A 24,826-nucleotide genomic window follows, 5' to 3' on the forward strand; every position below is an offset into this window, starting at 1 on the left:
AGAATAAACAATTATAAATACCAAAAAAATTACTCCACATATTCACAGACATAATAAATAATAACAATAAATTTATATTAATAATCTTCTTTTATATTATATGAATTCTATAATAAGAAAAACGATTTTTATTTGGCTGGCTACTTGTCTTGCTGTCTTTTCACAGGAGCTGGATTTGGCCAATACATACTTCAAACAAGGGGAATATGACAAAGCCGCTGAGATTTATAAAAAATTGAGTACCAATAAAGATCAAGCGAGGCTTATACATAATGAGTATTTAGCTACTTTGATAAAGCTAAAAGACTTTGCGACTGCAGATAAATTTCTGAGAGCTCAAATAAAGAACAATAGCAATCAAATATCTTATAAGGCGGATTTAGCTCAACTTTTTGAAATATCTGGCAAAGGTGAAGTGGCCAATCAAGAATATGATAAATTGATTGAAGAAGCTGCTAAAGTAGATGCATATGTTTACGAACTTCAGAATTTTTTTTATAAAGCCAATAAAATTGATTTAGCCGTAAAATTACTTTTGAGTTCAAGATCAAAAAGCAAAGATCCTTTTAAATTTGATACTCAGCTTGCTCGTGCATATCTATATCTCGACCAGAAGGATAAGATGCTCGAAGAGGTGCTTGGCTTTGGCCAGAGGAGCAAAAACTATTCATATGTACAGGCTACCATTCAAGACAACATTAAAAGCGATAAGGAGATAGATATGTTAGAAAAAATGCTTTACGCTAAAATTCAGGCAGATCCCAACGAGAGCTTCAATACCGAGATATTGATTTGGCATTTTACTCAAAAAGCAGATTATGCCAGGGCTTTTATACAAGCAAGGGCATTGGACAGAAGACTAAAACTTGCAGGTTTTAAAATGTTTGAACTTGCAGGTCAGAGTTTTAATGCCAAAGATTTCAAAAATTCTTCGAAAATGTACCAGTACATTATGGAAGAATACCCCGATGGCGAATTGTATCCCTATGCCCGCAGATGGTTAATACAAAGCAAAGAAGAATTAGTAAAAACTACTTTTCCTATTGATAATCAACAGATTAAGGAATTAATAGGTCAATATCAACAACTTATAGCAGATGTTGGGATAACACAAAAAACCGTGGATGCTTTGCGTAATATGGCCTTGTTAAACGCCTTTTATTTGCAAGAACATGATAGAGCCATAGGAATACTGCAATCGGCCATTACAGGGGCCGGAAACAACCAAAAATTCAAAGATCAATGCAAACTCGACTTGGGAGATATATATATTCTCAAAGATGAGCCTTGGGAATCCACCTTGCTTTACATGCAAGTGGAAAAATCACAAAGAGAAGATAATTTGGGAGAGATAGCAAAACTTAAAAATGCGAAACTTCAGTATTATACAGGGCAATTTGAACTATCAAAAGAAATTCTGGATGTATTGAAAAAGGCTACAACCAGAGAAATATCGAACGATGCCATGCAGTTAAGTCTCTTAATTCAGGACAATACCGGATTAGATACTTCGGAGGTAGCCATGGCAGATTTTTCCAAAATAGATTTACTTATTTTCCAAAATAGATACGAAGAAAGTATTCTAAAACTGAATGCCCTGTTTAATCAATACAAGAGTCATAGTTTAGCCGATGAGATATTGTGGTTAAAAGCCAATACATTGCTGAAAATCAATAGAATAGATGAAGCAGTAACCGATTTAAAAAATATTCTAGAAAACTACAAGTATGATATCTTGGCCGACGACGCTTTGTTTACATTGGCTAAAGTAACCGAAGAAAATCTCAAAGACAACGTAAAAGCAATGGAATACTACAGACAGTTGTTAAGAGATTATCCAGGAAGTATATACGGAGCCCAGGCTAGAATACGATTTAGAGAATTGCGTGGAGACGGTGTTAATTAATTATTAGTCAATGTTTTGTGTGTGGATAAGTAAATAAATATTATGCCAATTTATTTTTCTTAGGCCAATTTTTAGATTTAAAAAAGCACCTTTTAACTACCTATTAAATCCAAGCTTTTTTAACACCATCAGTTTTTTATTTATCTTTGAAAAAAAATAACAAATCAACTTGAACAAGTCCTTAAAGATATTTCTGACCCTCTTTTTATTAAGCAATTTATTGTTTGCTCAAAGTAAAAGCTGTGTAATGACCGAAATGATTTTGACAAAAGGAGATCAGCCCCTCAACAAAATTTTGGTAGCATATGATAAATTTGACAATGTTCTTTCGAGAGAAACTATCCAGTATTTTGATGGAGTTGGCGTAAGTTCAAAGGTACTTTTTGAATACAACTCCAAAAATAAACCGACCAAAACAGAATATTATTTTAAAAATCAACTTACACGAACCGTCAACAAAACTTTTGATAATGTGGGTAACCTTTTATCCGAATCAGAGTCAAAAGAAAATAAAATAAGCAACAGAACGATTAAGGTTGACAATAAACTTGAGCAGGTTTTCCTGAATGAAGATGGAACTGTTTCTGCGAAACATGTATCAGAAACAAATGCTAATACAGAGTTATTCACGAAGTATGATGCTCAAAACAACATAATTTCTACAGAAAAAAAGATACTATCCACATCTGGAAAAACTGTGGAAAAGCAGTCAGAAGATTTATTAGGAAAGGTAAAAAAGACAGAAAAGTATCAATACAATAACAAAAATGATTTGACCAAAAAAGAAGATTTTCTGGATGGTCAACTGGAAAGTTATACGGTATTGGACTATACCAACGACCTATTGACAAAAGTAACGGCCTATACCAAAAACAATAAAGAAGATTATAGATTAGAATATAAATACGCGGGTTCTAACCAAACAGAAGAGCTAAGTTATTACCGAAACGAGCAGGCCAACAGAAAAGTAAAAGAGTACGACGCAAACAACAATTGCATAAAAGAGACCAGCTATACCAAAGACGGTCAAATCATAAACGTAGCAACATTTAAATATACTTGTAAATAATAAAGATGGATTTTGTAGCAGAGATAAACAGACTTAAAAAAGAGAAAAACGCCGTAATACTAGCACATTATTACCAAACTGCCGATATTCAAGATGTTGCTGATTATATTGGTGATAGTTTGGGTCTTTCGCAAGAGGCAGCCAAAACGGAGGCTGATTTAATAGTTTTTGCTGGTGTAAAATTTATGGCCGAAACTGCCAAAATTCTTTCTCCAAACAAAAAAGTCGTGTTGCCAGATATCAATGCAGGTTGTTCACTCGAAGAATCCGCTCCAGCAGATAAATTCAAAGCATTCAAAGCAAATTATCCGGATGCTGTGGTGATTTCTTATGTCAATTGCTCGGCAGAGTTGAAGACACTTACAGACATAGTATGTACGAGTACCAATGCCATCAAAATTGTAGAAAGTGTGCCGGCCGACAAACAAATTATCTTTGCACCAGACAAAAACCTAGGGGGCTACATCAATCGAGTAACAGGCCGAAACATGATACTTTGGGACGGAGCTTGTATGGTTCATGAGGCATTTTCAGCGAGAATGTTGAAGGACATGAAAGAAAAATATCCCGAAGCCTGCGTTATTGCCCACCCAGAATCTGAGAAACCTGTTTTAGATCTAGCAGAATACATTGGTTCTACCACAGGATTGTTGAAATATACCATCAACAGCCCGAAAAAAGAATTTATAGTAGCCACCGAATCGGGCATTTTGCACCAAATGCAGAAAGCTTCTCCAGATAAAGTGTTCCACGTGGCACCAACATCAAAAGACGGTCGAGCATGTCAGGCATGTCAAGATTGCCCGCACATGAAGCTCAACACCATGGAGAAACTCTACAATTGCTTGAAAGACGAAACCCCAGAGATTATATTACCAGAGCAAACCATAAAAGACGCCAGAGCGGCCATAGATCGCATGCTAGAGATCTCGGCAAGATTTGGGTTATAAAACACAATAAATCATGTCACAGACTCCATTACAACTAAAAAACATACTATTTATCGACATTGAGACGGTGTCGCTTACAGAAAACTTTTCGGAGCTGCCAGAAAGGCTTAAGGACCATTGGAGAAGAAAAGCGAGCAAACTCAAAAATGAGGGTGAGCGGGAGCCCGAGGATTTGTATTTTGAAAGAGCGGCTATTTACGCCGAGTTTGGTAAAGTGATCTGCATTGGAGTAGGAGGGTTTTATGAGCAAGATACCAAGTTCAGAGCCAAGACATTGGTCAATACAGACGAAAAACTATTGTTGCTCGAATTCAAAAACCTTGTAGAAGAACACACTGCCAAAGGAAATCTAATACTCTGTGCCCACAATGGCCGAGAGTTTGATTTTCCCTATTTGTGCCGAAGAATGCTCATCAATGGCATAAATTTACCTGCAGTTTTAGACATTACCGGTAAAAAACCATGGGAAGTAATGCACATAGACACCCTAGAATTCTGGAAATTTGGCGACTATAAAAACTATACTTCTCTCGACCTACTGGCCTCAGTTTTCGACATACCAGGCTCCAAAAGCCTCATGGATGGCTCAGAAGTAAACACCAATTATTACCACCAAAACAACCTCCAAAAAATAGCCGAATATTGCCGCGAAGACGTAGTTGTTCTGGCCCAATTGTACCTCAAAATCAATGGTAGGGATATTTTGGAAGAGGGGAATATTTACAGGGTATGAGATTGAAAATTAACCTCATAAAGTCAGTACAGCAGGTCAGACTTGAATAGACAACTGAACTAATTAAAAAGTACGGTTTGATAGGAATTTTGAATTGTAAAATGAAAACTATTATGTTTTGCTTTATTTAAAGACAGAAACATACGGGTACAAAGTAATATCATGTGGTTGGGAGTTTGACTTTTAATAGATATCAAAAAATAAATTATAAAATGAAAAAACACCAGCTTTTGGTAATTTTCTTAACAATCTCAAATTTAGCTTTTTCACAGGATTTGAGCTTATTAGGAGGTGTATCTGAAAGTACCTTGCTTTCCAAATTAACTCCTGGTCATATTGACAATTTTAGGCCAAAAACTGTATTTGGATTAAATAATTCCTTTAAGCTATCAAAAAATGGAAATTTTCTTTTAAATATGGGCATCCTAAATTTTCCTAGAAACTATAATTATAAAAACACACCTCCGACCACGGAAAAAAACATTGCTATTCCGTTCTATTTCAACAACAAATTGTACAAAAAATTTATCATTGATTATGGTACTACATTTTTCTTTATTTATGAGAAGAAAAGCCTTGATTGGGTCAAACCACAAAGTACCTCAGGTCTAATTGGGTTAGGGTATAAACTAAGTCCAAAAGTTCTTATAAATGCCCAATATTTCTTCAATTTTAAAGAAATCTCAAGTGTAATTTATAATCAAGCAGGACTAAAAGTATCAACCTTAGCCTTAACAGTTCATTTCTCCATATTCAAAAAGAAAGTAAATAACTATCCCAATATAATATTAAAAAAATAAATTAACCCAGGCACTTTGGGATGTCCGGCTCTTAGGGATGTTCCGCAAGACAATCCCGAAGCTAGATAAAAATGATTTTTAATCCGCAAAAATGGAGAATGAGATAAATAGAAAAACAACATTTGAACGCAAACAATATAATCTCCGCTTTGACACGGATACTTTATCCGTACTGTGTAATTGGCCTTTGGCCTGAGCAGTGTATGTTGATAGATTTTTGGAAGAAATGTTTGACACAATTGGCACTTAAAACTTTGATTTTAAAATGAAAAAGAGAAGAAATATAATGAGGAAAAAGTTGTTGAAAATAGCTTTAATGGTCGTTTTTCCATTAATAACTAATGCTCAATGGAGTATTACCGGCGGCCTAAGTTTGAATAAAAGTAATTTTGTTTTTGAAAAATGGACACCAGAAAAAGTTGGAGACCCTATAGTTAAAAGAACATTTTCAACAAACATAATACCTGATTTTTCAATAGGAATTAAAAAAAATATGATTATCGGTAAAAAAATAGGCCTATCATCAGAATTACGTTTTATCAAACGTTCTCTAGATTTTCCTTATCCTCCTGTTCAAAATATGGATTTCCAGCATATTTCCTTACATAATAACTTCTGCTATAATTTAACTAATAAGTTAATGTTTAAATCGGGTCCCCAGGTAGACTATTTATTAAATAGAAATAAATATGGCAATAGGTATTATGTAAAATCAACTTTGAACAAAATAAATTTATCTGGGGGTCTTGGTTTAGAATATAAACTATTTAAAAAGCTCTCAATAGACATGAGCTATAATAGAAATATTATTAGTGCTATTCGATCCTCAGAAAATAGCCTACATTATAATACAGTATTAATAAACTTATCATATTACTTTCAAAAATAAAAATAGCCACAATATTAAATACTTTAAATTAAGCCCTCTCATGAAAGCCTTACAGTTTCTTATTCTTTTAATTATTAGTTCTAAATTATTTAGTCAAGTTAACTCCACTGGTGTTTATAATGCAAACATACCAATTTATACCTTAACCAGCTCTGCGAAGGCTATTGCCTTCATAGGTGTGAAAAGCGGGTTTCACCCGCAGAAAATGTAAGTGAAACAATATAATTAAAAACCTAAAGTAAAATATGCCCAATAAAAACCGAATGCAAATACTAAAAACCCTACTATTTCTCCTCATTCTCTCAACCTCACCACTATTTGCCCAGCAAAAGCAAGTCTGTTTTAGCATTGATGACCTTCCGGTGGTGAATTACGGAATAAATACGCCCGAATTTCACAATCAGATTACCGACAAATTATTAACAGGCTTAAAAAAGTATGAAATACAGGCCATTTGCTTTGTAAACGAGGGTAAAATGTATGATGCAAAAAGAAAAGTCATAACTTTCCAAAAGGAGAATCTCGAGAAATGGCTGAAATATGGAATGGATTTGGGCAATCATACGCTTCGCCACAAAGATTTCAACAATGTGGATTTTAGTGATTTTACGGCCGAAATACTGAAAGGAGAGAAAATCACCAAAGCATTACTTCGCAAATACAACAAGGAAATGAAGTATTTTCGGCATCCCTTTTTGCATGTCGGGGACACTAAAAACCGAGCAGACTCTTTAGAAAACTTCCTAAATAAGCACGATTATACTACTGCTCCAGTTACGATTGATAACGAAGATTACCTCTTTGCCAATGCTTATCAAAAAGCACTGATAAAGAAAGATACGGTTTTAGCCCAAACGATAGGTAAAGACTATATCAGTTACATGGAGCAAAAGATGTTTTATTACGAAAAGATGTCTCAAGGGCTTTTTAACAGACAAATTCCGCAAATATTGCTCATTCACGCCAGCCTTTTAAATGCAGATTATATCCAAGCATTAGCCGAAATATATACCAAAAACGGGTATAAATTTACCTCAATGGACTTAACAGTGGCGGACGAAGCATATAAAACACCCATAACAAAATTTGGCAGATACGGCATTTCGTGGCTTGATCGCTGGGCCATTTCACAAGGCAAAACCGGTGATTTCTTCAAAGGAGACCCCGAAACCCCCAAATATGTGGCAGACTTAAGCAATCAGAAGTAATTCAAGAGGAAGGTCGGTACCGCAGGTCAGACCTGGTAAAGGACGATAAATTAAATTGTAGACCCAAAGGATGGAATAGCAGATTTAACCCCTCAAAAAAATCACTCGAAAACTGGAGTCACTTTAAAACCAGCTTTTCTGAGTAAGTTTATAACACCATTTTCTCCCGCCAAGTGAGCAGCCCCGAATGCGTACAACATCTGACCATTTTGAGAGTACTTTGAAATCCTTGGAATCCAGAGTTTATTTCTAAAATCTAATAATAATTCATTTTCTATAAAAGACTTGTCATTGGTAACATCCCTATACAATTCGTCTATTTTGCCCTCAAAATACAAACCTTTTAGTTTACTAAATTCACCAAAATAATCTTTTTTGGTATCAGGGTTGGTTATCAAATCATATAATTTCTCAGCATTTGCTTTAATAGTACTATCCGTTTCTGACTCAAAAGAATTGTGCTCTTCATAGGTTTTTAAACCCGAAACGCTAACCTTGTTTTTCTTGGCTATTTTCGATATTTCCGCTTCATAAGAAGTCCATTTTTGGCATTGGAATGCATTGGGTATGATAAACCCTAAAATTTCGGAAGGTTTAAAATTACTGTAAAAAGAAAGCCTAACATTTTTGGAAGCCATTTTCGTATTAAACATCTGTTCCAAAAGCTGATATTGTTCAGCTGTATAATAGCTTCTCAAGGTTTTCCCATTTTTCAAGTATGAGTCGTAATGCGATTTAAAATCGTTGAGTTCTTCGTCAAAAACAATCTCTAAAAACACTTTATTCGACGTCTTTATGATTTTCTCAAGTTTGGGTTTTACAAGTAAATTTGAATAACAAATTTGGTGTATGGTTCCATATAAAAACGACGGTTTTTCAAGTCCATTTCCAGAGATTTGCCATAAAAGGGTATTTTCTAATTGTCCAAATACGGAGAATTGGGAGAAAGTAAGTACTATTACTAATAATTTCTTCATTTTTTTAGGTAGTAAATGGTGTTAATAAGCACTTGCTATGGCTACTCTAATTGCTGTTAAGGCCAATGTTGCTAAGAATCCTTTTAATGCTTTATTGGCAATATTATTATCGACACCTTTGGTGTTGATAATAAAAGGAATAGCGGTTAAAGGAATATCATCGAGGTTATGAAAAATTTCCATTTGGTGTCGGCCTTGTTGAATGATTATTTTTTTGGGTACTGATTTATTCTCTGATTTACCATCTTGCAATTCCCATAATTTGTATTGCGTTTGACTATCAAGCTTTTCTAATTTAAATATTCGATTACCAATACCGACCAAGTGAACTTTACCATATTTCTTGCTCATTCCGACCACTTTCCCTGAATTATTCTTAATTAGTGCGATACCAATATTATAATTTTCAGGCATTGCCTTAAATGTTTCATTTTCAAATTTGACATCCAATACTCCATTGGAGACATAAATTTTTGATATTTCTTCTCCCTCAATAAGAAGTTTGCGATAATCGGAGCCCGATTCTTTCTTAATATTCACATTAGTTGCAAAACTTAGGGGTATAGTTTTTTCTAAAATAGTGCGAGATATTTGCGAGTAGCCACAGTTAGATGCAATTATTAAAATGGCAAGAAAATAGAGCGGATTTTTCATTATGAAATGGGAATTTCTTATTGAAATCCACACAAATTATGCCAACTACAAGTTTATCAATCAGATATAATTTATAAAGAGTTGTAAATCACATATTTTCAACGAAACTGCTTTAAGCACTTTGTTTCGGCATATTCAATGCCGGTAAGGTTTCCATAATGTTGGTTTGGCGGTGTTGTAAGCCCCAGGTTATCATAGATTCCATCACATGATGCAATTCCCTTCCTGATGGAGTCAATTCATATTCTACAGTTACTGGTGTGGTATTGTACACAGTACGGGTCACTATGCCATTTACTTCTAAGTCTTTTAATTCTTGAGAAAGCATTCTAGGGGTAATCTTTCTTACTTCTCGCTCTATTTCCTTAAATCGTTTTTTGCCGAAAAGTAATGTACCTATGATAGGCATTTTCCATTTTCCATGGAATGCATTTAGGGTATCCTGCACAGCCAAAACATAAGATACTGGACACTTTTTGACGTTTTCTAGTTTTTCAAAGAATTTCATCTTATTGATAATCAAATAACTATACTTTACTATACTGCTATACTTAAGTATATTGATATATTTTATATAGCAAAGATAATGTATTTTTGTGCATCAATAATCAAATTTAAAAAAAATGATACTAGTAACAGGAGCGACAGGACAATTGGGACAAATTGTTATAGAAAAATTATCAGAGAAAATACCAACCAACCAAATAGCAGCATTGGTAAGAGACGCAAGCAAAGCAGATCATTTAATTGCAAAAGGCGTCAATGTTAGAGTAGGAGACTATCAAAATGGCGAGAGTTTATTGGCCGCATTTCAAGGTATAGATAAATTGCTTTTGATTTCGTCAAATGATTTCAACGACCGACTTGGGCAACACAAAAATGCAATAGACGCTGCCGTAAAGGCAGGAGTTAAGCATGTGTTTTACACGGGCGTGACCATGAACAACATCAATTCATCACCGCTGAAACCGCTTTTGGAAGAACATTTTTTAACAGAAGATTATCTTAAAGCAACTGGCTTGAGTTACACATTTCTTCAAAATAGCCTTTATGCAGAGGTAATACCAATGTTTTTGGGAGAAAATGTAATAGAAACAGGTGTTTTCTTTCCTGCTGGAGAGGGTAAGGTTGCCTTTGCTTTAAGAGAAGACCTTGGCGAAGCCACCGCAAACATTTTGGTTAGCGAAGGGCACGTAAACCAAACATATAATTTGACAGGCTCAGAGGTTATTTCATTTGCTGAAGTAGCAGCTATATTATCGGAGCTCTCAGAAAAAGCCGTAAGCTACATAAATCCAGAAAGTGAGGTTTTTGAAGGAACATTGAAGCAGTTTGGTTTGCCAGAACCAATCATTCAAATGTCTGTAATGTTTGCCGCAGGTATCAAAAACAACGACTTCAACAAAACATATGACAGTTTAGAAAGGTTTTTAGGACGTAAGCCAACAAACATAAGAACATATTTGAAAGCCGTTTATAAGCTTTGATTTTTCTTAAGTTTCCAATTGAGTTCAGGTATTTCTAATTAAGATTGCCTGAGCTTCGTTTTTTATAATCAAAATAGACGAAATAATCTCAAATAGAAAACCCTAAACTCATACCAAAAATGTTAGTTGATCCGGTAATTGGATTCCAAGAGAAACTTCCTTTATAATATTTTGGGGTGTACTGCAGTTTCAAGAAAATAACTTTTGGTTTGGGAGGAATATCAAACACCACTTGTTGGCGGAGACCAATTATACCCGAAAAATTATGGCGAGGTTCTGAAATCCCATAAAAAACAGGCGTGTAAGCAGCACCAACTTCAGCAAACCATTCTATGGATATTTTTGAAGGGGTCGATTTGCATTTTAAGGATACCCGCTGTTTAATTCTTCGTTTTAAATTATTCACTAAGATATTCTGTGTAATGGACATAGGTAAAGATAAGCCATTATCACTCCAACCAAATGTATCTAGTTTTTTTGAACCAGGCACAAAACCGATGCCATATCTAATATCCGTGAATGACTTCATTCGGCGGTTTACGGCATGATCCATGTTAAAAGAAAAAATAGGGCTTACAGCAAAAGTTTCGAGAAACACAGCCCTTTGGTATCTGGTGCGATACGATATCTGTCCGATTCCTTCAAAAGAAAAAACCAGGATTAAAAGTGTAAATATGGTTTTTTTCACGAAAAATTTATGGGTATTAAAGCACAGTTTCTTCTATAAAACCCATCTTTTTCAAATTTAATTGAATCGTAGAAAGGTTAAAATCCTATTTTTTTGATATTAAAACGCCTGAATCCGAAACTTATTTTGGCGTCTTACGTTTCTATTCCGTCAACAAAATGTATTCTAAAGGTAAAAGTTTCATTTTAAAATATAGATGTTTGTTTTGAAAAAAATTAATTTCTTGATAAAATGGCATACATACTGGTCCAAAATATATAAGTTTAGACAAAAAAATAGGTAATTTGCGTTCTTAAGAATATCAATTTTCAATTTATTAAATGAGTTATCAAAACGATAAAAAATCTATTATTTTACCAATTGCGGTAGCGGTTTCACTCGTCTTAGGCATTATTTTAGGGGCCTCTTTTTTTGGCAAAAAAACCTTTATTTCTAATAGCGGGGGTACAAACTCAGTTTTTAAAGAAGTACTTATGCACATCAACAAAAGCTATGTGGATGAGGTAAACATTGACTCTCTTTCGCAATATGGCATCGAGAAAATGTTAGAAAAACTCGACCCCCATACGGCTTTTTTACCACCTCAAGATGCAGAATTGGCCAGTGCTGACCTACACAATGGTTTTGACGGAATAGGGGTAGAGTTCAATATTTTTAATGATTCACTTTTTGTGGTTTCTCCATTGGTTGGTGGACCTTCGGAGGCTATTGGTATAAAAACAGGAGACATTATTCTCAAAGCAGACACGGTGAACCTTACGGGGAAAAACCTTAATTCTAACGTAGTTTTTAAAAGTCTCAGAGGACCAAGAAACTCAATCGTTAAGTTGACCGTAAAAAGAAAAGGCACTAAAAGTCTTTTATCTTTCAATGTTAAAAGAGATAAAATTCCAACCTATTCTGTAGACGCTGCATACTTAATGGCCGATAAAAAGACAGGATACATAAAGGTCAACCGTTTTGCTGAAACTACCTACGATGAGTTTAAATTGTATTTAGGACAACTCAAAGCCAAAGGCATGACGCAGCTGATGCTGGATCTTAGAGGAAATCCAGGCGGATATATGGATAGAGCCACAGATATGGTAGATGAATTGGTGGGAGGCAATGATGTGATAGTTTATACCAAAGGCAAAGATCGATCAAACAATTATGAAGTAAAAGCCTCAAAATCAGGCATTTTTGAGAAAGGCAAAATAGTTGTTTTGGTAGATGAAGGCAGTGCATCGGCCTCTGAAATTGTGAGTGGTTCGCTTCAAGATTTTGACCGTGCTACTATAGTAGGCAGAAGAACATTCGGCAAAGGCCTCGTTCAAGCACCCATCCAACTTTCAGACGGTTCAGAGCTTAGACTGACGATTTCAAGATATTATATTCCAAGTGGAAGAAGTATTCAGAAACCGTATGAATTGGGCAAATCGGAGGATTATATGGAAGATATGCACAACAGATATACAAGTAAGGAGCTTTTTGTGAAAGATAGCATAAAGTCAAATCAAAAGCTTAAGTTTAAAACCAAAGGTGGTCGCACCGTTTATGGCGGCGGCGGCATAACCCCAGATATTTTTGTACCACAAGATACAAGTTATTACACCACATATTTGGTAGAGATGTTTTCTAAAAATATTTTTAGAGAATATAGCCTTAACTTTACAGTAAGCAACACTGCTAAAATACAAGCAATGGGCTTTGATAATTATCTTAAAAACTTCCAAGTTGATGAGAAAATGCTTGCGGATGTGAAGTCTTTGGGAACAAAAAATCAAGTGAGGTTTTCTGAAAAAGACTACGCAAAATCAAAAGCATTCATAAAAACCCATGTGAAGGCCTTGATTGCTCGAAACATTTGGAAAAACAACGAGAAGAGTGGCCTAACCAATGAATTCTATCAGATTATCAATCAAGACGACAGTATGATTAAAATTGGATTGACTAAGTTTTAAATAAGAAATGACAAAAAATAGAGGTGTTAAGGCTGTAATTCTGATTTTGTTTATACTTATAGTCATATTTCATTTTTTAGTGATATTTGGAATAGTACCATTTCAAAATGTTTGGGGCGGAAGATTAAAAACGCAGGAAGAAATGCTAAAGTTTGAGGCATTTTCCATTGTTTTAAATTTGATATTTATCGCCGTTGTTTTGGTAAAATCAGGATTTTGGAAAGTAAAAATCTCGCCCAAAATCATTTCTTTACTATTATGGATAATGACCATTTTGTTTGCCCTAAATACCATAGGAAATCTTTTTGCGGTCAATAATTTAGAAAAATATATAGCCACACCCATCACGTTTATATTGAGTTTTTTATGCTTTATTTTGGCAAGAGAAAAATAAACCCCAGACATAGATTATGAGAAAGCTTTTACTGGTTTTGAATTTATTGATTTTTAGTTTTTGTAATTCCCAAGCTCAAAAATTTGACTTTGAAAATGCTACAATAGAGTCTGTAGGCAAAGAGATTAGAAATGGAAAGCTAACAGCAGTTGAGCTTACGCAAATTTACCTAAAACGCATAGATTCTCTAAACCCTCTTGTAAACGCCATGCTCGTTATTAATCCTGACGCAATGGCACTGGCGAGAAAAGCAGACTTAGAGCTAAAAGCAGGATTGGATAGGGGCAAATTGCATGGAATACCCGTTATATTAAAAGATAATATTGATACCCATGACAAAATGCCAACCACAGCAGGCTCTAGGGCACTGGTAGAATCAATAGCCCTAAATGATGCATTTATTGTAAAAAAACTAAGGGATGCAGGAGCTATAATTTTAGGAAAAGCAAACTTGAGCGAGTGGGCAAATTTTAGGTCGAGCAAATCTTCAAGTGGGTGGAGCGGATTGGGTAATCAAACCCATAACCCTTACAAGCTAGATTGCAATCCTTGTGGCTCAAGTGCGGGATCTGGCGTGGCAGTTTCTTCAGATTTTTGCTTGTTGGCCATAGGAACCGAAACCAACGGCTCTATAGTTTGCCCAGCCAATGCAAACGGTGTGGTAGGTTTTAAACCTACAGTTGGCCTTTTGAGTCGATCAGGTATCATTCCTATTTCATATTCACAGGATACGCCAGGCCCAATGACTAGAAATGTCACCGATGCTGCCATTGCTTTGGGATTCATGACAGGAGTAGATACCAAAGACAGCTTAACGAAAGAATCAATAGGAAAATCGTATTTGGATTATTCCCAATTCTTACAAAAATCAGGATTAAAGGGCAAAAGGCTGGGCATATTTCAACCGCCTTTGGGCAAAATGAAAAGTGTTGATAGTTTGTTTTTTAAAGCCGTAGATTATATGAAATCACAAGGTGCGGAGGTTTTTGAAATACCCATAATAGGCACCAAAGAGACCGGCAGAAGTTCTTTTGAGGTTTTACTTTATGAGTTTAAAGACGGTTTGAACAAGTATTTTGCAGAATTGCCAGCTTCCGTAAAAATTAGAAGCATTGACGACTTATTTACTTTCAATGCATCTGACCAAACAGAAACAGGAATTTTTGATCAGAAACTGATAGGAGATGCCATAAAAAAGGGACCAATAACCGATCAGGCGTATTTAGATGCTAAAGCCAAAATGCATAAAGAAATGAGACAAGAGGGTATAGACAAGATAATGAATGATTTAAAGCTTGATGCATTTATAGCTCCAACAGGTAGCCCAGCATGGAAAACCGATTGGCAAAAAGGCGATACCTTTCATTTGGGAAGTTCTTCGCCAGCAGCCATAGCAGGTTATCCAAACATTTCTGTTCCTATGGGCTTTGTTGGTGAACTACCTGTAAACATCTCTTTTTTTGGTAAAGCATATTCCGAACCACAATTGTTGAGCATTGCTTATGCGTATGAACAAGGCACATTACATAGAAAATCGCCAAAGTTTTTAAAGTGATTTTGGCATAATTTCTACCCTAACTGCACTAAAAGCTGAGTTACCTGTAAGTCTGTCAATTACTTTTTCGTCAGAAAGGTCATTGATACTCACCCCTGCATATTGCTTCGCAATTTCCTGCTTTGTGCCTATTCTATGATGCCCATAGCCATGTGGAATACTTACTACGCCAGACATAATATCCGAACTGATTTCAATTGGAATTTCCACTTGTCCAACACGAGACTTTATCACGGCTATTTCATGCTCTTTTAAACCTAAAGACTCTGAATCTGCAGGGTTAATCAGAAGTGTACAGCGGTTTTTGCCCTTCATAAGTTTTGCAGAATTATGCATCCAAGAGTTGTTGTCCCGTAAATGTCGGCGGCCAATTAACCAAAATTGTTTAGAATCCGGCACAAAAAATTCATGTTTAGCATCCTGTAATCGAGAGAGATCTTTAGCCAATACCTCAGGACAAAGATTTATTCTTTGTTGAATGCGATTTTCAGCAATGGGTTTCAATGGCCCAAGATCAATTCCATGTGGGTTTTGTTTTAAAACAGCCATCGAAAGTTGGTATGGGCCGAATTTTAGACCCAAATCTAATTTAACTTCGGGCGGAACAGTAGCTTGATTTTCGTTTAAAAATAGGTTTCGTAATTCTTGAAAAATTTCCCAATCGTATTTTGCCCCTTCGGTTTTTTCAAAAAGCGGAGGGCTATATTTGGCGGAATTTCTAATGGCCAACACATGAAAAGTAAGGTCATAGTGCGGGTTTTCTAGTCCAGTGGCTGGGGGCAGAATTAAATCTGCGTGAGAGGTGGTTTCGTTGAGATAGATATCAAAAGACACCATAAACTCGAGAGACTCTAGGGCTTTTTCTAATTGAACACCATTTGATGTGGATAAAACAGGATTTCCACAATTGGTAAACAACATTTTAATTTGCCCATCGCCCTCTGTTAACATTTCCTCCGCCAAAGCAGCTACGGGTAACTCCCCTATAAACTCAGGATAGCCACTCACACGACTTTTCCATCTCGAAAACCTATCTTTGGGTTTAGCATTTCCAATAAAATCTATGGCAGGCAGCGTAAACATTACTCCTCCTTTTTTGTCAAAATTTCCCGAAATGATGTTGATAACATTGATTAGCCAGAGACAAATACCGCCAAAAGCTTGGGTAGATACACCTACTCTTCCATAACAAACTGCAGTCGGCGAACTACAGAAATCATTCGCAATTTTTTTTAATATTTCTTTAGAAATACCCGTTATTTGTTCAATGTCATTCAGGTCAAAATTGTTTATTTCGGTTTTTAGGTCTTCAAATCCTTCAAAAATAGTTTCGTCTAATTTTAAATCTTTTAAATCTAAAATTTCTTTAATCAAACCAATCAAGAAGAAGGCATCGGTGTTAGGCTTTATAAAAAAATGTTCAGAGGCGTGTTTTGCAGTTTCGGTCTTTCTGGGATCTATAACCACATATTTTCCACCACGACTTTTAATTGCCTCAAGGCGGTGAGCAACGTCAGGCACACTCATCATGCTGCCATTTGAGACATGTGGATTACCACCGATGATGAGCATATAATCGGTATGATCAATATCAGGTACAGGCAAAAGCATCGGATGGCCATACATCAACCACGATGCAAAATGATGTGGCAATTGGTCAGTAGAAGTCGCAGAAAACATATTTTTGGTCTTCATTAACTTGAAAAACTCAGGAGCAAACATGGTGGTACCAAGGTTGTGAATGGTTGGATTGCCTTGGTAAACCGCTATGGCATCTCGGCCATATTTTTCTTGAATTTCCTTCGTTTTACTTATCACCAATGCATATGCTTCATTCCAAGAAATTTGTTGCCAGCCGTTTTCGGTCTTTTTTATGGGGAATTTCAGTCGATCTTTGTCTAAGTAAATATCTTTCAGGCCATTGGCTTTCGGGCAAATATGCCCTCGGCTAAAATAATCCTCAAAGTCACCCTCTATTTTCAGTATTTCTGAATTTTCTTGGGTAATCTTTAAGCCACACATGGCCTCACAGAGATTGCAAGTTCTGAAATGCGTTTCCATTGATTTTTAGGTTGATTTGAAGCAAATTAGTTATTTTTTTGTAATTAATAATTTAAAAGAAGGTTTCAGCAAAACAAGTGCTTAATTTTCTATAATTTCATGCTTACAATTCAACCCCATAAATGAAAAAAACAGCGTTTTTAATTATTGCAATGCTCATTGCAAAACTCAGTTTTTCGCAAGAAACCAAAACAATCAACGTCGATTTTAACAAACCTATTGGCAAAATGTACCCTTTTTGGGCGTTTTTTGGAGCAGATGAGCCGAACTACGCCTATATGAAAGATGGCAAAAAGTTACTTTCGGAATTGTCGGCATTGAGTCCTGTTCCTGTGTATTTTCGTGCACACAGTATGCTCAATTCTGGTAATGATACGCTTACGCTAAAATGGGGGTCGACCAATGTATATACCGAAGATGCCAAGGGTAATCCAGTTTATGATTGGACTATAGTCGATAAAATATTTGATACCTATTTACAAAGAGGCATAAAGCCTTTGGCTCAGTTTAGTTTCATGCCAGAGGCAATGTCTACCAAACCACAGCCCTACGAACACGGTTGGAAGCCAGGAATGCCCTACAATGATATCTACAAAGGATGGACATTTCCTCCAAAAGACTATAAAAAATGGGCAGACTTGGTTTACGTTTGGGTAAAACATTCGGTAGAACGCTACGGAAAAGCCGAAGTAGAAAGTTGGTATTGGGAGTTGTGGAATGAACCCAACATCGGGTATTGGAGCGGAACGGTGCAGGAATATTGTAAATTATACGATTATACTGCAGATGCTGCCAAAAGAGCCTTACCAACTATCAGGATGGGTGGACCTGAAACCACAGGCCCGAGTTGGGTAAAAGCAGCAGACTTTCTGAAATATTTTTTGAATCATTGTAGTCCCGGAAAGAATTATGTCACTGGCAAAATTGGTTCACCCTTAGATTTCATAAGTTTTCATGCCAAGGGCTCACCAAAGATTGTAGATAACCACGTGCAAATGAACATGGGAACCCAGCTTCGTGATATTTCGGAAGGATTTAAGATTGTAACGTCCTTTGAGAAATATAAAAAACTTCCAATAATCATTGGCGAATCAGACCCCGAAGGTTGTGCTGCATGTGGCATGAAAACCAATCCACAAAATGCCTACAGAAACGGCACAATGTATTCGAGTTATACCGCTGCATCTTTTGCCAGAAAATATGATTTGGCTGACTACTTTAAAGCCAACCTTTTGGGGGCAGTGAGTTGGTCATTTGAGTTTGAAAATCAACCTTATTTCTATGGATTCAGAGACTTGGCTACCAACGGAATAGACAAACCCGTTCTAAATGTTTTCAGAATGTTTGGCCTGATGTCGGGACAAAGAGTGAGCATAAGTGGTAACCAGAGTTATAATTTCGAGATGGTGCGAGACTCAAGCGTTAGAGGGAAAAGTGCCGATATAGATGCCTTGGCGAGTAAAGATATAAATTCAGCAGCAGTGATGCTCTGGCATTATCACGACGATGATGTAAAGGCCCAAGATGCCATAATCGAAGTGAATTTGTCCGGCTTGCCAAACAAAACCATCAATTTGCATCATTACAGGATTGACGATGAAAACAGCAATTCTTATGAAGTTTGGAAAAAAATGGGCTCGCCAGAAAGTCCTAGTAAAGAACAAATTGCTATTTTGGAAAAAGCCGGACAATTAACACTTCTGACCTCACCAGCTTATCTAAAACCGAAAAATGGCATTTTGAAAATGAGCGTTATTTTGCCAAGACAAGGTGTTTCTTTGTTGAAGATGGATTGGTAGTTTACTATCTCTTCACCTCGCTGATATGATATTCCTGAATCAAAGCTGGTTTTTCGGGAGAAAGCGTGAAACTAATTTTAATGTTTGCGTTTTCTCCTTCTAGTATAAATGAGCCTCTAAGTGCATTTTCGGGCAACATTTCACCTGTTTTGATTATTTTTCCAGCTTTTTGATAGATGTCTTCGGCTTCTTTTCTGAGGCTATTTGTGAAATAATCTAAAAAGAAGTTTTCGGCAAAAATACCAGACGCTTCGGCTTTTTCCCAAGAAGGAAGCATTGAAACGAGCTGTTTTTGACGTTCTTTTAATACTTCAGAAACAGCCCAAGAAATAGGCTTTAAGTCAGCCAATGCGATTAAGGTATCCATAATTTGGGTATTCAAAGCATTAGCGGGAGCATAAGTTCTGTTGGCAAAGGACACAAACCCTATTCCATATTGTGGCAAAATTTTCCAGTTGCTTCCAAACCCAGGTAAGCCACCACTGTGGCCAATATTGACATTATGATCGCAGTCTTGTACCCAACGTAGGCCGTAGCCATAAGCTTGTACAAACGGACACGGGTTTCCTTGAGCGTTTTTGTTTTCTACATTCAGCAGAGCAAAATTCCAAGGTTGTTGCATCTCTCTTAGTGAGCTTTTTTTCAAAACTTTTGATTCTTGTTTGTCAGAAGAAGTGGCTGAAAGGTGAAAAGTCATATATTTTCCAAAATCTTCAATAGTTGTAAGCATACCTCCCATGGCACCATAGGCACCGTCTCCTAACATGGGTTGTTCTACCCACTGGTCATCTATCCAACGGTAGCCTAGGGCCAACTGCTTTTTGGGAACTTTGGTATAATCCCAGTAAGTGTCGTTCATGCCCAATGGCTTCAGAATATTTTTTATAGTGTAGTTTTGGTAGGTTTCTCCAGTTACTTTTTTGATGATATAACCAAGCATCGCAAAGCCCATGTTGCTGTATTCATAACTCACTCCTGGTGTATTGGAGAAAGAAATTCCTTTTTTAAACATTTTGAGCATAGTTTCGTCTGAAATAGCCAATTGCCTGTCGCCCCAAGGATTATCTTCTGGAAAACCTCCTGCATGAGTTAGCAAATGCCTAATTGTGATTTCTGGTGAATCTGTCGAAAACTTTTGTCCTTTTATTTCAGGAATGTATTTGTAAACAGGTTCATCTAATTGTAGTTTTCCAGCATCTCTGAGCTGCAAAATAGCCATCGCAGTAATGCTTTTTGACATAGAAGCTATTCTATAAACCGATTGTTTGCTTGCTAATATATTTTCAGTGGTGTTGGTTAGACCCAAAGCATTGAAATGTACCACTTGGCCATCCACTACCAAGCCATACACCAAGCTTGGCAGATGATTTTTCTCTGCATTTTCTCTGCAAATTTGATCTATGATTGGTAACGCAGATTTTATTTTTGCAATTTTTTCGTCGCTAATTTGTCCGAAAACGGATTGAGAAACATAAATGAATGAAATAAAATAAAGGAGGAAGTTTTTCATAGATTTTTTGGTTTGTTTATCGGAAAATTTAAATATTATAAGGCCTTTAGTTTACACAATTTTTTATTTCTGCTTTAAAAACACCTCCATTGCTTGCCTGAAATCCATTTTCCAATAGAATTGATTTACCGGCACTAAAGTTTACTCTTGTGCCATTTTGGAGAATACTTGATGCTGAAACAGCTTGATTGGCATTTAAGTTTAGGCTTGAGTTTCCTCCCACCACATTTGTCAATTGATAATTATTAACACAATTTGGGTTTACTTTAATCAAAAAAGTATCTTTTAAGCATTGGCGAGTATCTTCAACAAAATAACGCTGTCCAATTACAGGATTAATAGTCAATGTTCTTGATGTAATAGAAGAGTTTTGCCAAATGAAATCGCCTACCCACGATGCTTGAAGACTTAAACTTGTGGTATTTGGCATAATTACAACTTCATTATTTTTATTTACATCCTTCATAATAGTAAATTGATCTGCAACTGTTCCGTTTTCTGAAATCCACTTGGAGTCTAGCCTATTTCCTTCTATTTCTAGGTAAATCGACCCCCCCGTTTCAGAATTGGAATAGATTGTTGCATCATGTGGATAGTTTACTTGGGTAGAACTTGGCCAACCTGAAGACCCGGCAACCACATAAACTATGCCTTTGTTGGGTAATGTGGAAGATTTAATATAGGGACAAGAATCCGATGTGCCATCATATCGTGCCGATGAACTACTTTGGTTGTGTGTATTTGCACTAAATGTGCTTTCCAATCCATAGTGCCCTTTTATAAGGCGGGTTCTTTCGTAGTTATGGCTATGACCACAAAGAACCAAGTCAACATTGTTTCGTTCAAGAATGGGCAACACCTTTTCTCTGATATAACGAAGCTCAGATTCCGTATCGGAGTTGTGGCTTCCCATGGTGTATGGTGGGTGATGCCAATAAACAATCGTCCATTTTTGAGTATTTGTCGCCAAATCAGCCTTAAGCCAGGCTATTTGTGGACTATTCAGCGTATCTGATAATCGATATAAACTGGCGGTTTCTGTTCCATAAGAATCTAGGCTTATAAAGTGAATATTGGCGTAATTATAAGAATAATACCCCTCATTGTAGGAAGGAGGGCCACCGATTTCTCCGTTGATTGGAAGTGTAAAGTTTTGAAAATACGCCCCACTTCTACTGGCTTGTGAAGAACTGTAATAGTCATGGTTACCTGGTGCCGGAAATATCGGCGTCTGTTTCATTGTTCGGCTGTTTTGATAGGGCTCAAAAAACAATGTTTGATATTCATAATCGTAACCTGAGCTGTAAGCATTATCTCCTAGAAGTAGCCAAAGATCAATATAATTGTTTCCAACGTAGTTCAGAAAGGCATTTTTCACATTGGCTTGAGTGGAGGTTCCCGTTCCGCAATCACCCGTGACCCACACTTTGGTTTTCTTTTCTGTACCAATGCTTGGTGCTGTGTAAAAGAAATGTTGTGCCGAGCTTTGTATTATTTCAGTAGAATTAGCAATGTTGTAGTAGTATTTGGTGTTTGGAATAAGATTGCTTAAGTCCACTAAATGTTCGCTTTTAGATACATTATCCGAAACCTGTGTGTAAAGGTTATTGGGGTCCGTTCCGTAGTTGATTTTTGAGGTAGTTGCTACATTTGTTCTATACCGAATCTGCATGCTGTTGGAAGTTCCCATCTGCAAATATGGCCCTCTCGAAATAAAAGTGCTATTCTGACCAATCAACTCAAAATCGAATGAAATATCAGAACTATTAATAGCTGCTTGATGAATTTCCACCGCAATGGTATTCTGGCCAACTTGTAGAATATTGCCGGGCAATGTTGCACTCAACCATACTTGGCCGTCGTCAAGAGCATTAGTTGCTAGCGTGTTATACAAAATAGGATCGGAAAGTCCGTCTTTAAATATTTGTACGCCATTGAAATAAATCGCAACACCATCGTCTCTTTTTCCTCTTAAAATGAAGCTGCTGTAAGCACTAGAAAGGGTAATGACTTTCCTAAAATAAGTGGTTATGTGCTTTGAATTGGGATTTCCTCCAAAGCTTACCACAGTTGCCTCGTCGCTTTCTCCATATCCAAACTCAGAGTTTCCGGTTGACCAAGCAGCATCATTAAATCCCACATTTCGCCAGTTTGTTCCTTGGTCAGAGCCGTTGTCGAGGTATTTCCAAGTATCGCCAGAGGTCACGATTGTAGATTGTGCCAAAGTAATCGTTATAGAAACAAAAAAGAAAATCAATGATTTTAAAATTGACTTTTTCAAATCCAAATATATTTATTAAGTGCTTTTTCAAATTTGATTTTAAGAACGTTTCCAATGCCATTTTAAGAAGAAAAGAGTTTCCTAAAATCAAATTATCAATTTTTCAAGATTTATAGCTTCACCACACCACCTGTTTTCACCGATTTATAAATGGCTTCTACGACTTTAATATCCCTCAAACCTTCTTCTCCAGGTACAATCATGGGCTTTTTCTCAATAATCGAAAGAGCGTCGTCGTCTAATTGTTTAGGTTGTTGGCTGGCCAATGGGAAGTTTATCTGTGTACCGTCTGACATGCTGCCTTTGTTGTTTCCATAGCCACTTTGAGGTTCCATTTTTAGCCAACCTTTTTCGTAGTTTACTTGCAAGTGGTTCATATTTATTCCAAAACTCGACTGACACGCTGCTCTCGCTCCTGATGGAAACTCCAGCTGAAACATCATCGTTTCTTCTACTTCTTTGTATATCTCAGGGCGAGTGGTGGAGGCTTGTGCCATTACACTAATCGGCTCCTCGCCAGCAGCCATACGAGCTCCTTGAAGTGCATATACGCCCATGTCGCCCATTACGCCACCACCTAATGCTTTATTTTGTTTCCAATGTGTAGTTCGACCATCAAAATATCCAGCGGCAGAATTTATCATTTTCGGCTTTCCAAATGGTCGTTCTTTTGCCACTTTCATTACTTGCTGTAGGTTGGGGTCGTGTTGACAACGGTAGCCAATAGATAGTTTTACTTTGTTTTTGTTACAAGCGTCTATCATGGCTTGGCAATCGGCTACAGAGGGGGCCATAGGTTTTTCGCAAAAAATATGCTTGCCCGTAGCCGCACCTCTTACAGTAAACTCACGGTGCATCGATGGCGGTAAAATCACGTAAATGATATCAATGTCTGGATTATTGGCTATTTGGTCGTAATTGTTGTAATCGTAAATATTTTTATCTTCCAGACCGTACTTGTTTTTCCAGATTTCCACTTTTGAAGGAGTGCCTGTTACGATACCCTTCAGCTCGCAATGCTCGGTTTTGAGCAATGCTGGAGCAATCAGGTCGGTGCTGTAATACCCCAAGCCCACCAAGGCAATTCCCAATTTTGTTTTTTGTGGTTGAGTGGCTTTGAGCAAAACATGTGGTGAAAAAACTGCTGATGCGGCTATAAGTCCAGTGCTTTTTAAAAAGTCTCTTCTGTTTTTCATTATGAGGTTATTTTTGATTGAAATAAATTTCTGATTCTATAAATTTCGAAAAATCGTTTTTTATTTGTTTGAAATTTCTAATTTGCCAAAAATACAAAATTTCCTCATGAATGAAACACCAAATGCGGGTAAAGTGCTGATTGCAGAGCCATTTCTTGGAGACCCTAACTTCGAACGTAGCGTGGTGCTCATTTGTGAACACAATGATGAGGGCTCGTTTGGATTGGTACTAAATAATGTCTCAAAAAATACGATTGCAGATGTTGTCGACGACATTTATGTAGAATTTCCGCTTTTTATTGGTGGTCCTGTGGAGCAAAACACCCTGCATTTTGTGCATCGTTTGGGTCATTTGATTGAAGATTCAATCGACTTAGGCAATGGAATTTTCTGGTCGGGCGATTTCGAAACTGTTAAAAGTTTATTGAGTATTGGAAGTATTAAATCTGAAGATATTCGATTCTTTATTGGCTATTCTGGTTGGGGTGCAGGTCAATTGGCAAATGAATTGGCACAGAATACGTGGATTCTTTCAGATATAAATTCTGAAGTGCTTTTTGAAGAATATACCAATCAATTTTGGCGAACTGTTTTAAAACGTATGGGAGGAGACTATAAGGTTTTGGCCAATTATCCAGTTGATCCTCGATTAAATTGAGCTTCGAGTAGTGAATGTTGAATTGCGAATAATTAGTTCTGAGAATTGAGTTGAATGTTTTTAATAAA

The 24,826-nt window shown here is 36.6% G+C and carries 21 protein-coding genes; 13 read left to right on the top strand and 8 right to left on the bottom strand.

Annotated elements, in window-relative coordinates; all coding sequences use genetic code 11:
- The first annotated feature begins 100 nt into the window (after positions 1-100).
- The 7 genes from EGI24_RS00730 to EGI24_RS00760 all read left to right on the top strand — a co-directional run bounded on the left by EGI24_RS00730 (position 101) and on the right by EGI24_RS00760 (position 7,555).
- Positions 101-1,906, top strand: a complete 1,806-nt coding sequence (locus tag EGI24_RS00730; protein ID WP_255046244.1) for a tetratricopeptide repeat protein — start codon at positions 101-103, stop codon at positions 1,904-1,906.
- 247 nt (positions 1,907-2,153) lie between these two features.
- Positions 2,154-2,975, top strand: a complete 822-nt coding sequence (locus EGI24_RS00735; protein ID WP_255046245.1) for a hypothetical protein — start codon at positions 2,154-2,156, stop codon at positions 2,973-2,975.
- 5 nt (positions 2,976-2,980) lie between these two features.
- Positions 2,981-3,925 carry a quinolinate synthase NadA gene (gene nadA / locus EGI24_RS00740; protein WP_255046246.1) on the top strand — a complete coding sequence of 315 codons (945 nt, stop codon included), beginning with the start codon at positions 2,981-2,983 and terminating at the stop codon, positions 3,923-3,925.
- A 13-nt stretch (positions 3,926-3,938) separates the two neighbouring features.
- The gene (locus tag EGI24_RS00745) at positions 3,939-4,658 is read left to right on the top strand and encodes a 3'-5' exonuclease (protein ID WP_255046247.1); all 720 of its coding nucleotides are present in this window, start codon (positions 3,939-3,941) and stop codon (positions 4,656-4,658) included.
- A 212-nt stretch (positions 4,659-4,870) separates the two neighbouring features.
- Positions 4,871-5,458 (top strand): hypothetical protein, encoded by a 588-nt coding sequence (locus EGI24_RS00750; protein WP_255046248.1) that lies wholly within the window; start codon positions 4,871-4,873, stop codon positions 5,456-5,458.
- 265 nt (positions 5,459-5,723) lie between these two features.
- Positions 5,724-6,347 (top strand): outer membrane beta-barrel protein, encoded by a 624-nt coding sequence (locus tag EGI24_RS00755; RefSeq protein ID WP_255046249.1) that lies wholly within the window; start codon positions 5,724-5,726, stop codon positions 6,345-6,347.
- A gap of 263 nt (positions 6,348-6,610) precedes the next feature.
- Positions 6,611-7,555 carry a polysaccharide deacetylase family protein gene (locus tag EGI24_RS00760; protein WP_255046251.1) on the top strand — a complete coding sequence of 315 codons (945 nt, stop codon included), beginning with the start codon at positions 6,611-6,613 and terminating at the stop codon, positions 7,553-7,555.
- Positions 7,556-7,656: 101 nt separating this feature from the next.
- Here EGI24_RS00760 and EGI24_RS00765 read toward each other — a convergent pair whose 3' ends face one another.
- The 3 genes from EGI24_RS00765 to EGI24_RS00775 form a co-directional block, all read right to left on the bottom strand.
- The gene (locus tag EGI24_RS00765) at positions 7,657-8,532 is read right to left on the bottom strand and encodes a TraB/GumN family protein (protein WP_255046252.1); all 876 of its coding nucleotides are present in this window, start codon (positions 8,530-8,532) and stop codon (positions 7,657-7,659) included.
- A 21-nt stretch (positions 8,533-8,553) separates the two neighbouring features.
- Positions 8,554-9,186 carry a hypothetical protein gene (locus tag EGI24_RS00770; protein ID WP_255046253.1) on the bottom strand — a complete coding sequence of 211 codons (633 nt, stop codon included), beginning with the start codon at positions 9,184-9,186 and terminating at the stop codon, positions 8,554-8,556.
- Positions 9,187-9,298: 112 nt separating this feature from the next.
- The gene (locus tag EGI24_RS00775) at positions 9,299-9,694 is read right to left on the bottom strand and encodes a helix-turn-helix domain-containing protein (protein ID WP_255046254.1); all 396 of its coding nucleotides are present in this window, start codon (positions 9,692-9,694) and stop codon (positions 9,299-9,301) included.
- A gap of 115 nt (positions 9,695-9,809) precedes the next feature.
- Between EGI24_RS00775 and EGI24_RS00780 the strand changes: the two genes are divergently transcribed.
- Entirely contained in the window at positions 9,810-10,673 is an 864-nt protein-coding gene (locus EGI24_RS00780; protein WP_255046255.1) for an SDR family oxidoreductase, read from the top strand.
- Between the two features lie 88 nt (positions 10,674-10,761).
- Here EGI24_RS00780 and EGI24_RS00785 read toward each other — a convergent pair whose 3' ends face one another.
- Positions 10,762-11,361 (bottom strand): hypothetical protein, encoded by a 600-nt coding sequence (locus EGI24_RS00785; RefSeq protein WP_255046256.1) that lies wholly within the window; start codon positions 11,359-11,361, stop codon positions 10,762-10,764.
- A gap of 320 nt (positions 11,362-11,681) precedes the next feature.
- On the opposite strand from EGI24_RS00785, the gene EGI24_RS00790 reads away from it, so the two are divergent.
- The 3 genes from EGI24_RS00790 to EGI24_RS00800 are packed head-to-tail and all read left to right on the top strand — an operon-like array spanning position 11,682 to position 15,253.
- Positions 11,682-13,304: a S41 family peptidase gene (locus tag EGI24_RS00790; RefSeq protein WP_255046258.1), complete on the top strand. Its 1,623-nt coding sequence runs from the start codon at positions 11,682-11,684 to the stop codon at positions 13,302-13,304.
- Between the two features lie 7 nt (positions 13,305-13,311).
- Positions 13,312-13,698, top strand: coding sequence for a hypothetical protein (locus tag EGI24_RS00795; protein WP_255046260.1), 387 nt, complete (start codon positions 13,312-13,314; stop codon positions 13,696-13,698).
- A gap of 16 nt (positions 13,699-13,714) precedes the next feature.
- Positions 13,715-15,253, top strand: coding sequence for an amidase (locus tag EGI24_RS00800; RefSeq protein ID WP_255046262.1), 1,539 nt, complete (start codon positions 13,715-13,717; stop codon positions 15,251-15,253).
- Here the strand turns inward: EGI24_RS00800 and EGI24_RS00805 are convergent.
- On the bottom strand, positions 15,245-17,314 hold the full coding sequence (locus EGI24_RS00805; RefSeq protein WP_255046263.1) for a molybdopterin-dependent oxidoreductase: 2,070 nt from the start codon (positions 17,312-17,314) through the stop codon (positions 15,245-15,247). The two genes, EGI24_RS00800 and EGI24_RS00805, sit on opposite strands and share 9 nt — an antisense overlap.
- A gap of 122 nt (positions 17,315-17,436) precedes the next feature.
- Between EGI24_RS00805 and EGI24_RS00810 the strand changes: the two genes are divergently transcribed.
- The gene (locus EGI24_RS00810; protein WP_255046265.1) at positions 17,437-19,113 is read left to right on the top strand and encodes a GH39 family glycosyl hydrolase; all 1,677 of its coding nucleotides are present in this window, start codon (positions 17,437-17,439) and stop codon (positions 19,111-19,113) included.
- Positions 19,114-19,117: 4 nt separating this feature from the next.
- On the opposite strand, the gene EGI24_RS00815 is transcribed toward EGI24_RS00810, so the two are convergent.
- The 3 genes from EGI24_RS00815 to EGI24_RS00825 form a co-directional block, all read right to left on the bottom strand.
- Entirely contained in the window at positions 19,118-20,623 is a 1,506-nt protein-coding gene (locus EGI24_RS00815) for a serine hydrolase (protein WP_255046266.1), read from the bottom strand.
- A gap of 46 nt (positions 20,624-20,669) precedes the next feature.
- Positions 20,670-22,904: a metallophosphoesterase family protein gene (locus tag EGI24_RS00820; protein ID WP_255046268.1), complete on the bottom strand. Its 2,235-nt coding sequence runs from the start codon at positions 22,902-22,904 to the stop codon at positions 20,670-20,672.
- Positions 22,905-23,014: 110 nt separating this feature from the next.
- Positions 23,015-24,100: a Gfo/Idh/MocA family protein gene (locus EGI24_RS00825; RefSeq protein ID WP_255046270.1), complete on the bottom strand. Its 1,086-nt coding sequence runs from the start codon at positions 24,098-24,100 to the stop codon at positions 23,015-23,017.
- 106 nt (positions 24,101-24,206) lie between these two features.
- On the opposite strand from EGI24_RS00825, the gene EGI24_RS00830 reads away from it, so the two are divergent.
- Positions 24,207-24,758, top strand: a complete 552-nt coding sequence (locus tag EGI24_RS00830; protein ID WP_255046272.1) for a YqgE/AlgH family protein — start codon at positions 24,207-24,209, stop codon at positions 24,756-24,758.
- Positions 24,759-24,826: the final 68 nt, after the last annotated feature.

The sequence above is a fragment of the Lacihabitans sp. CS3-21 genome, assembly GCF_024343675.1.
GTDB lineage: Bacteria > Bacteroidota > Bacteroidia > Cytophagales > Spirosomataceae > Leadbetterella.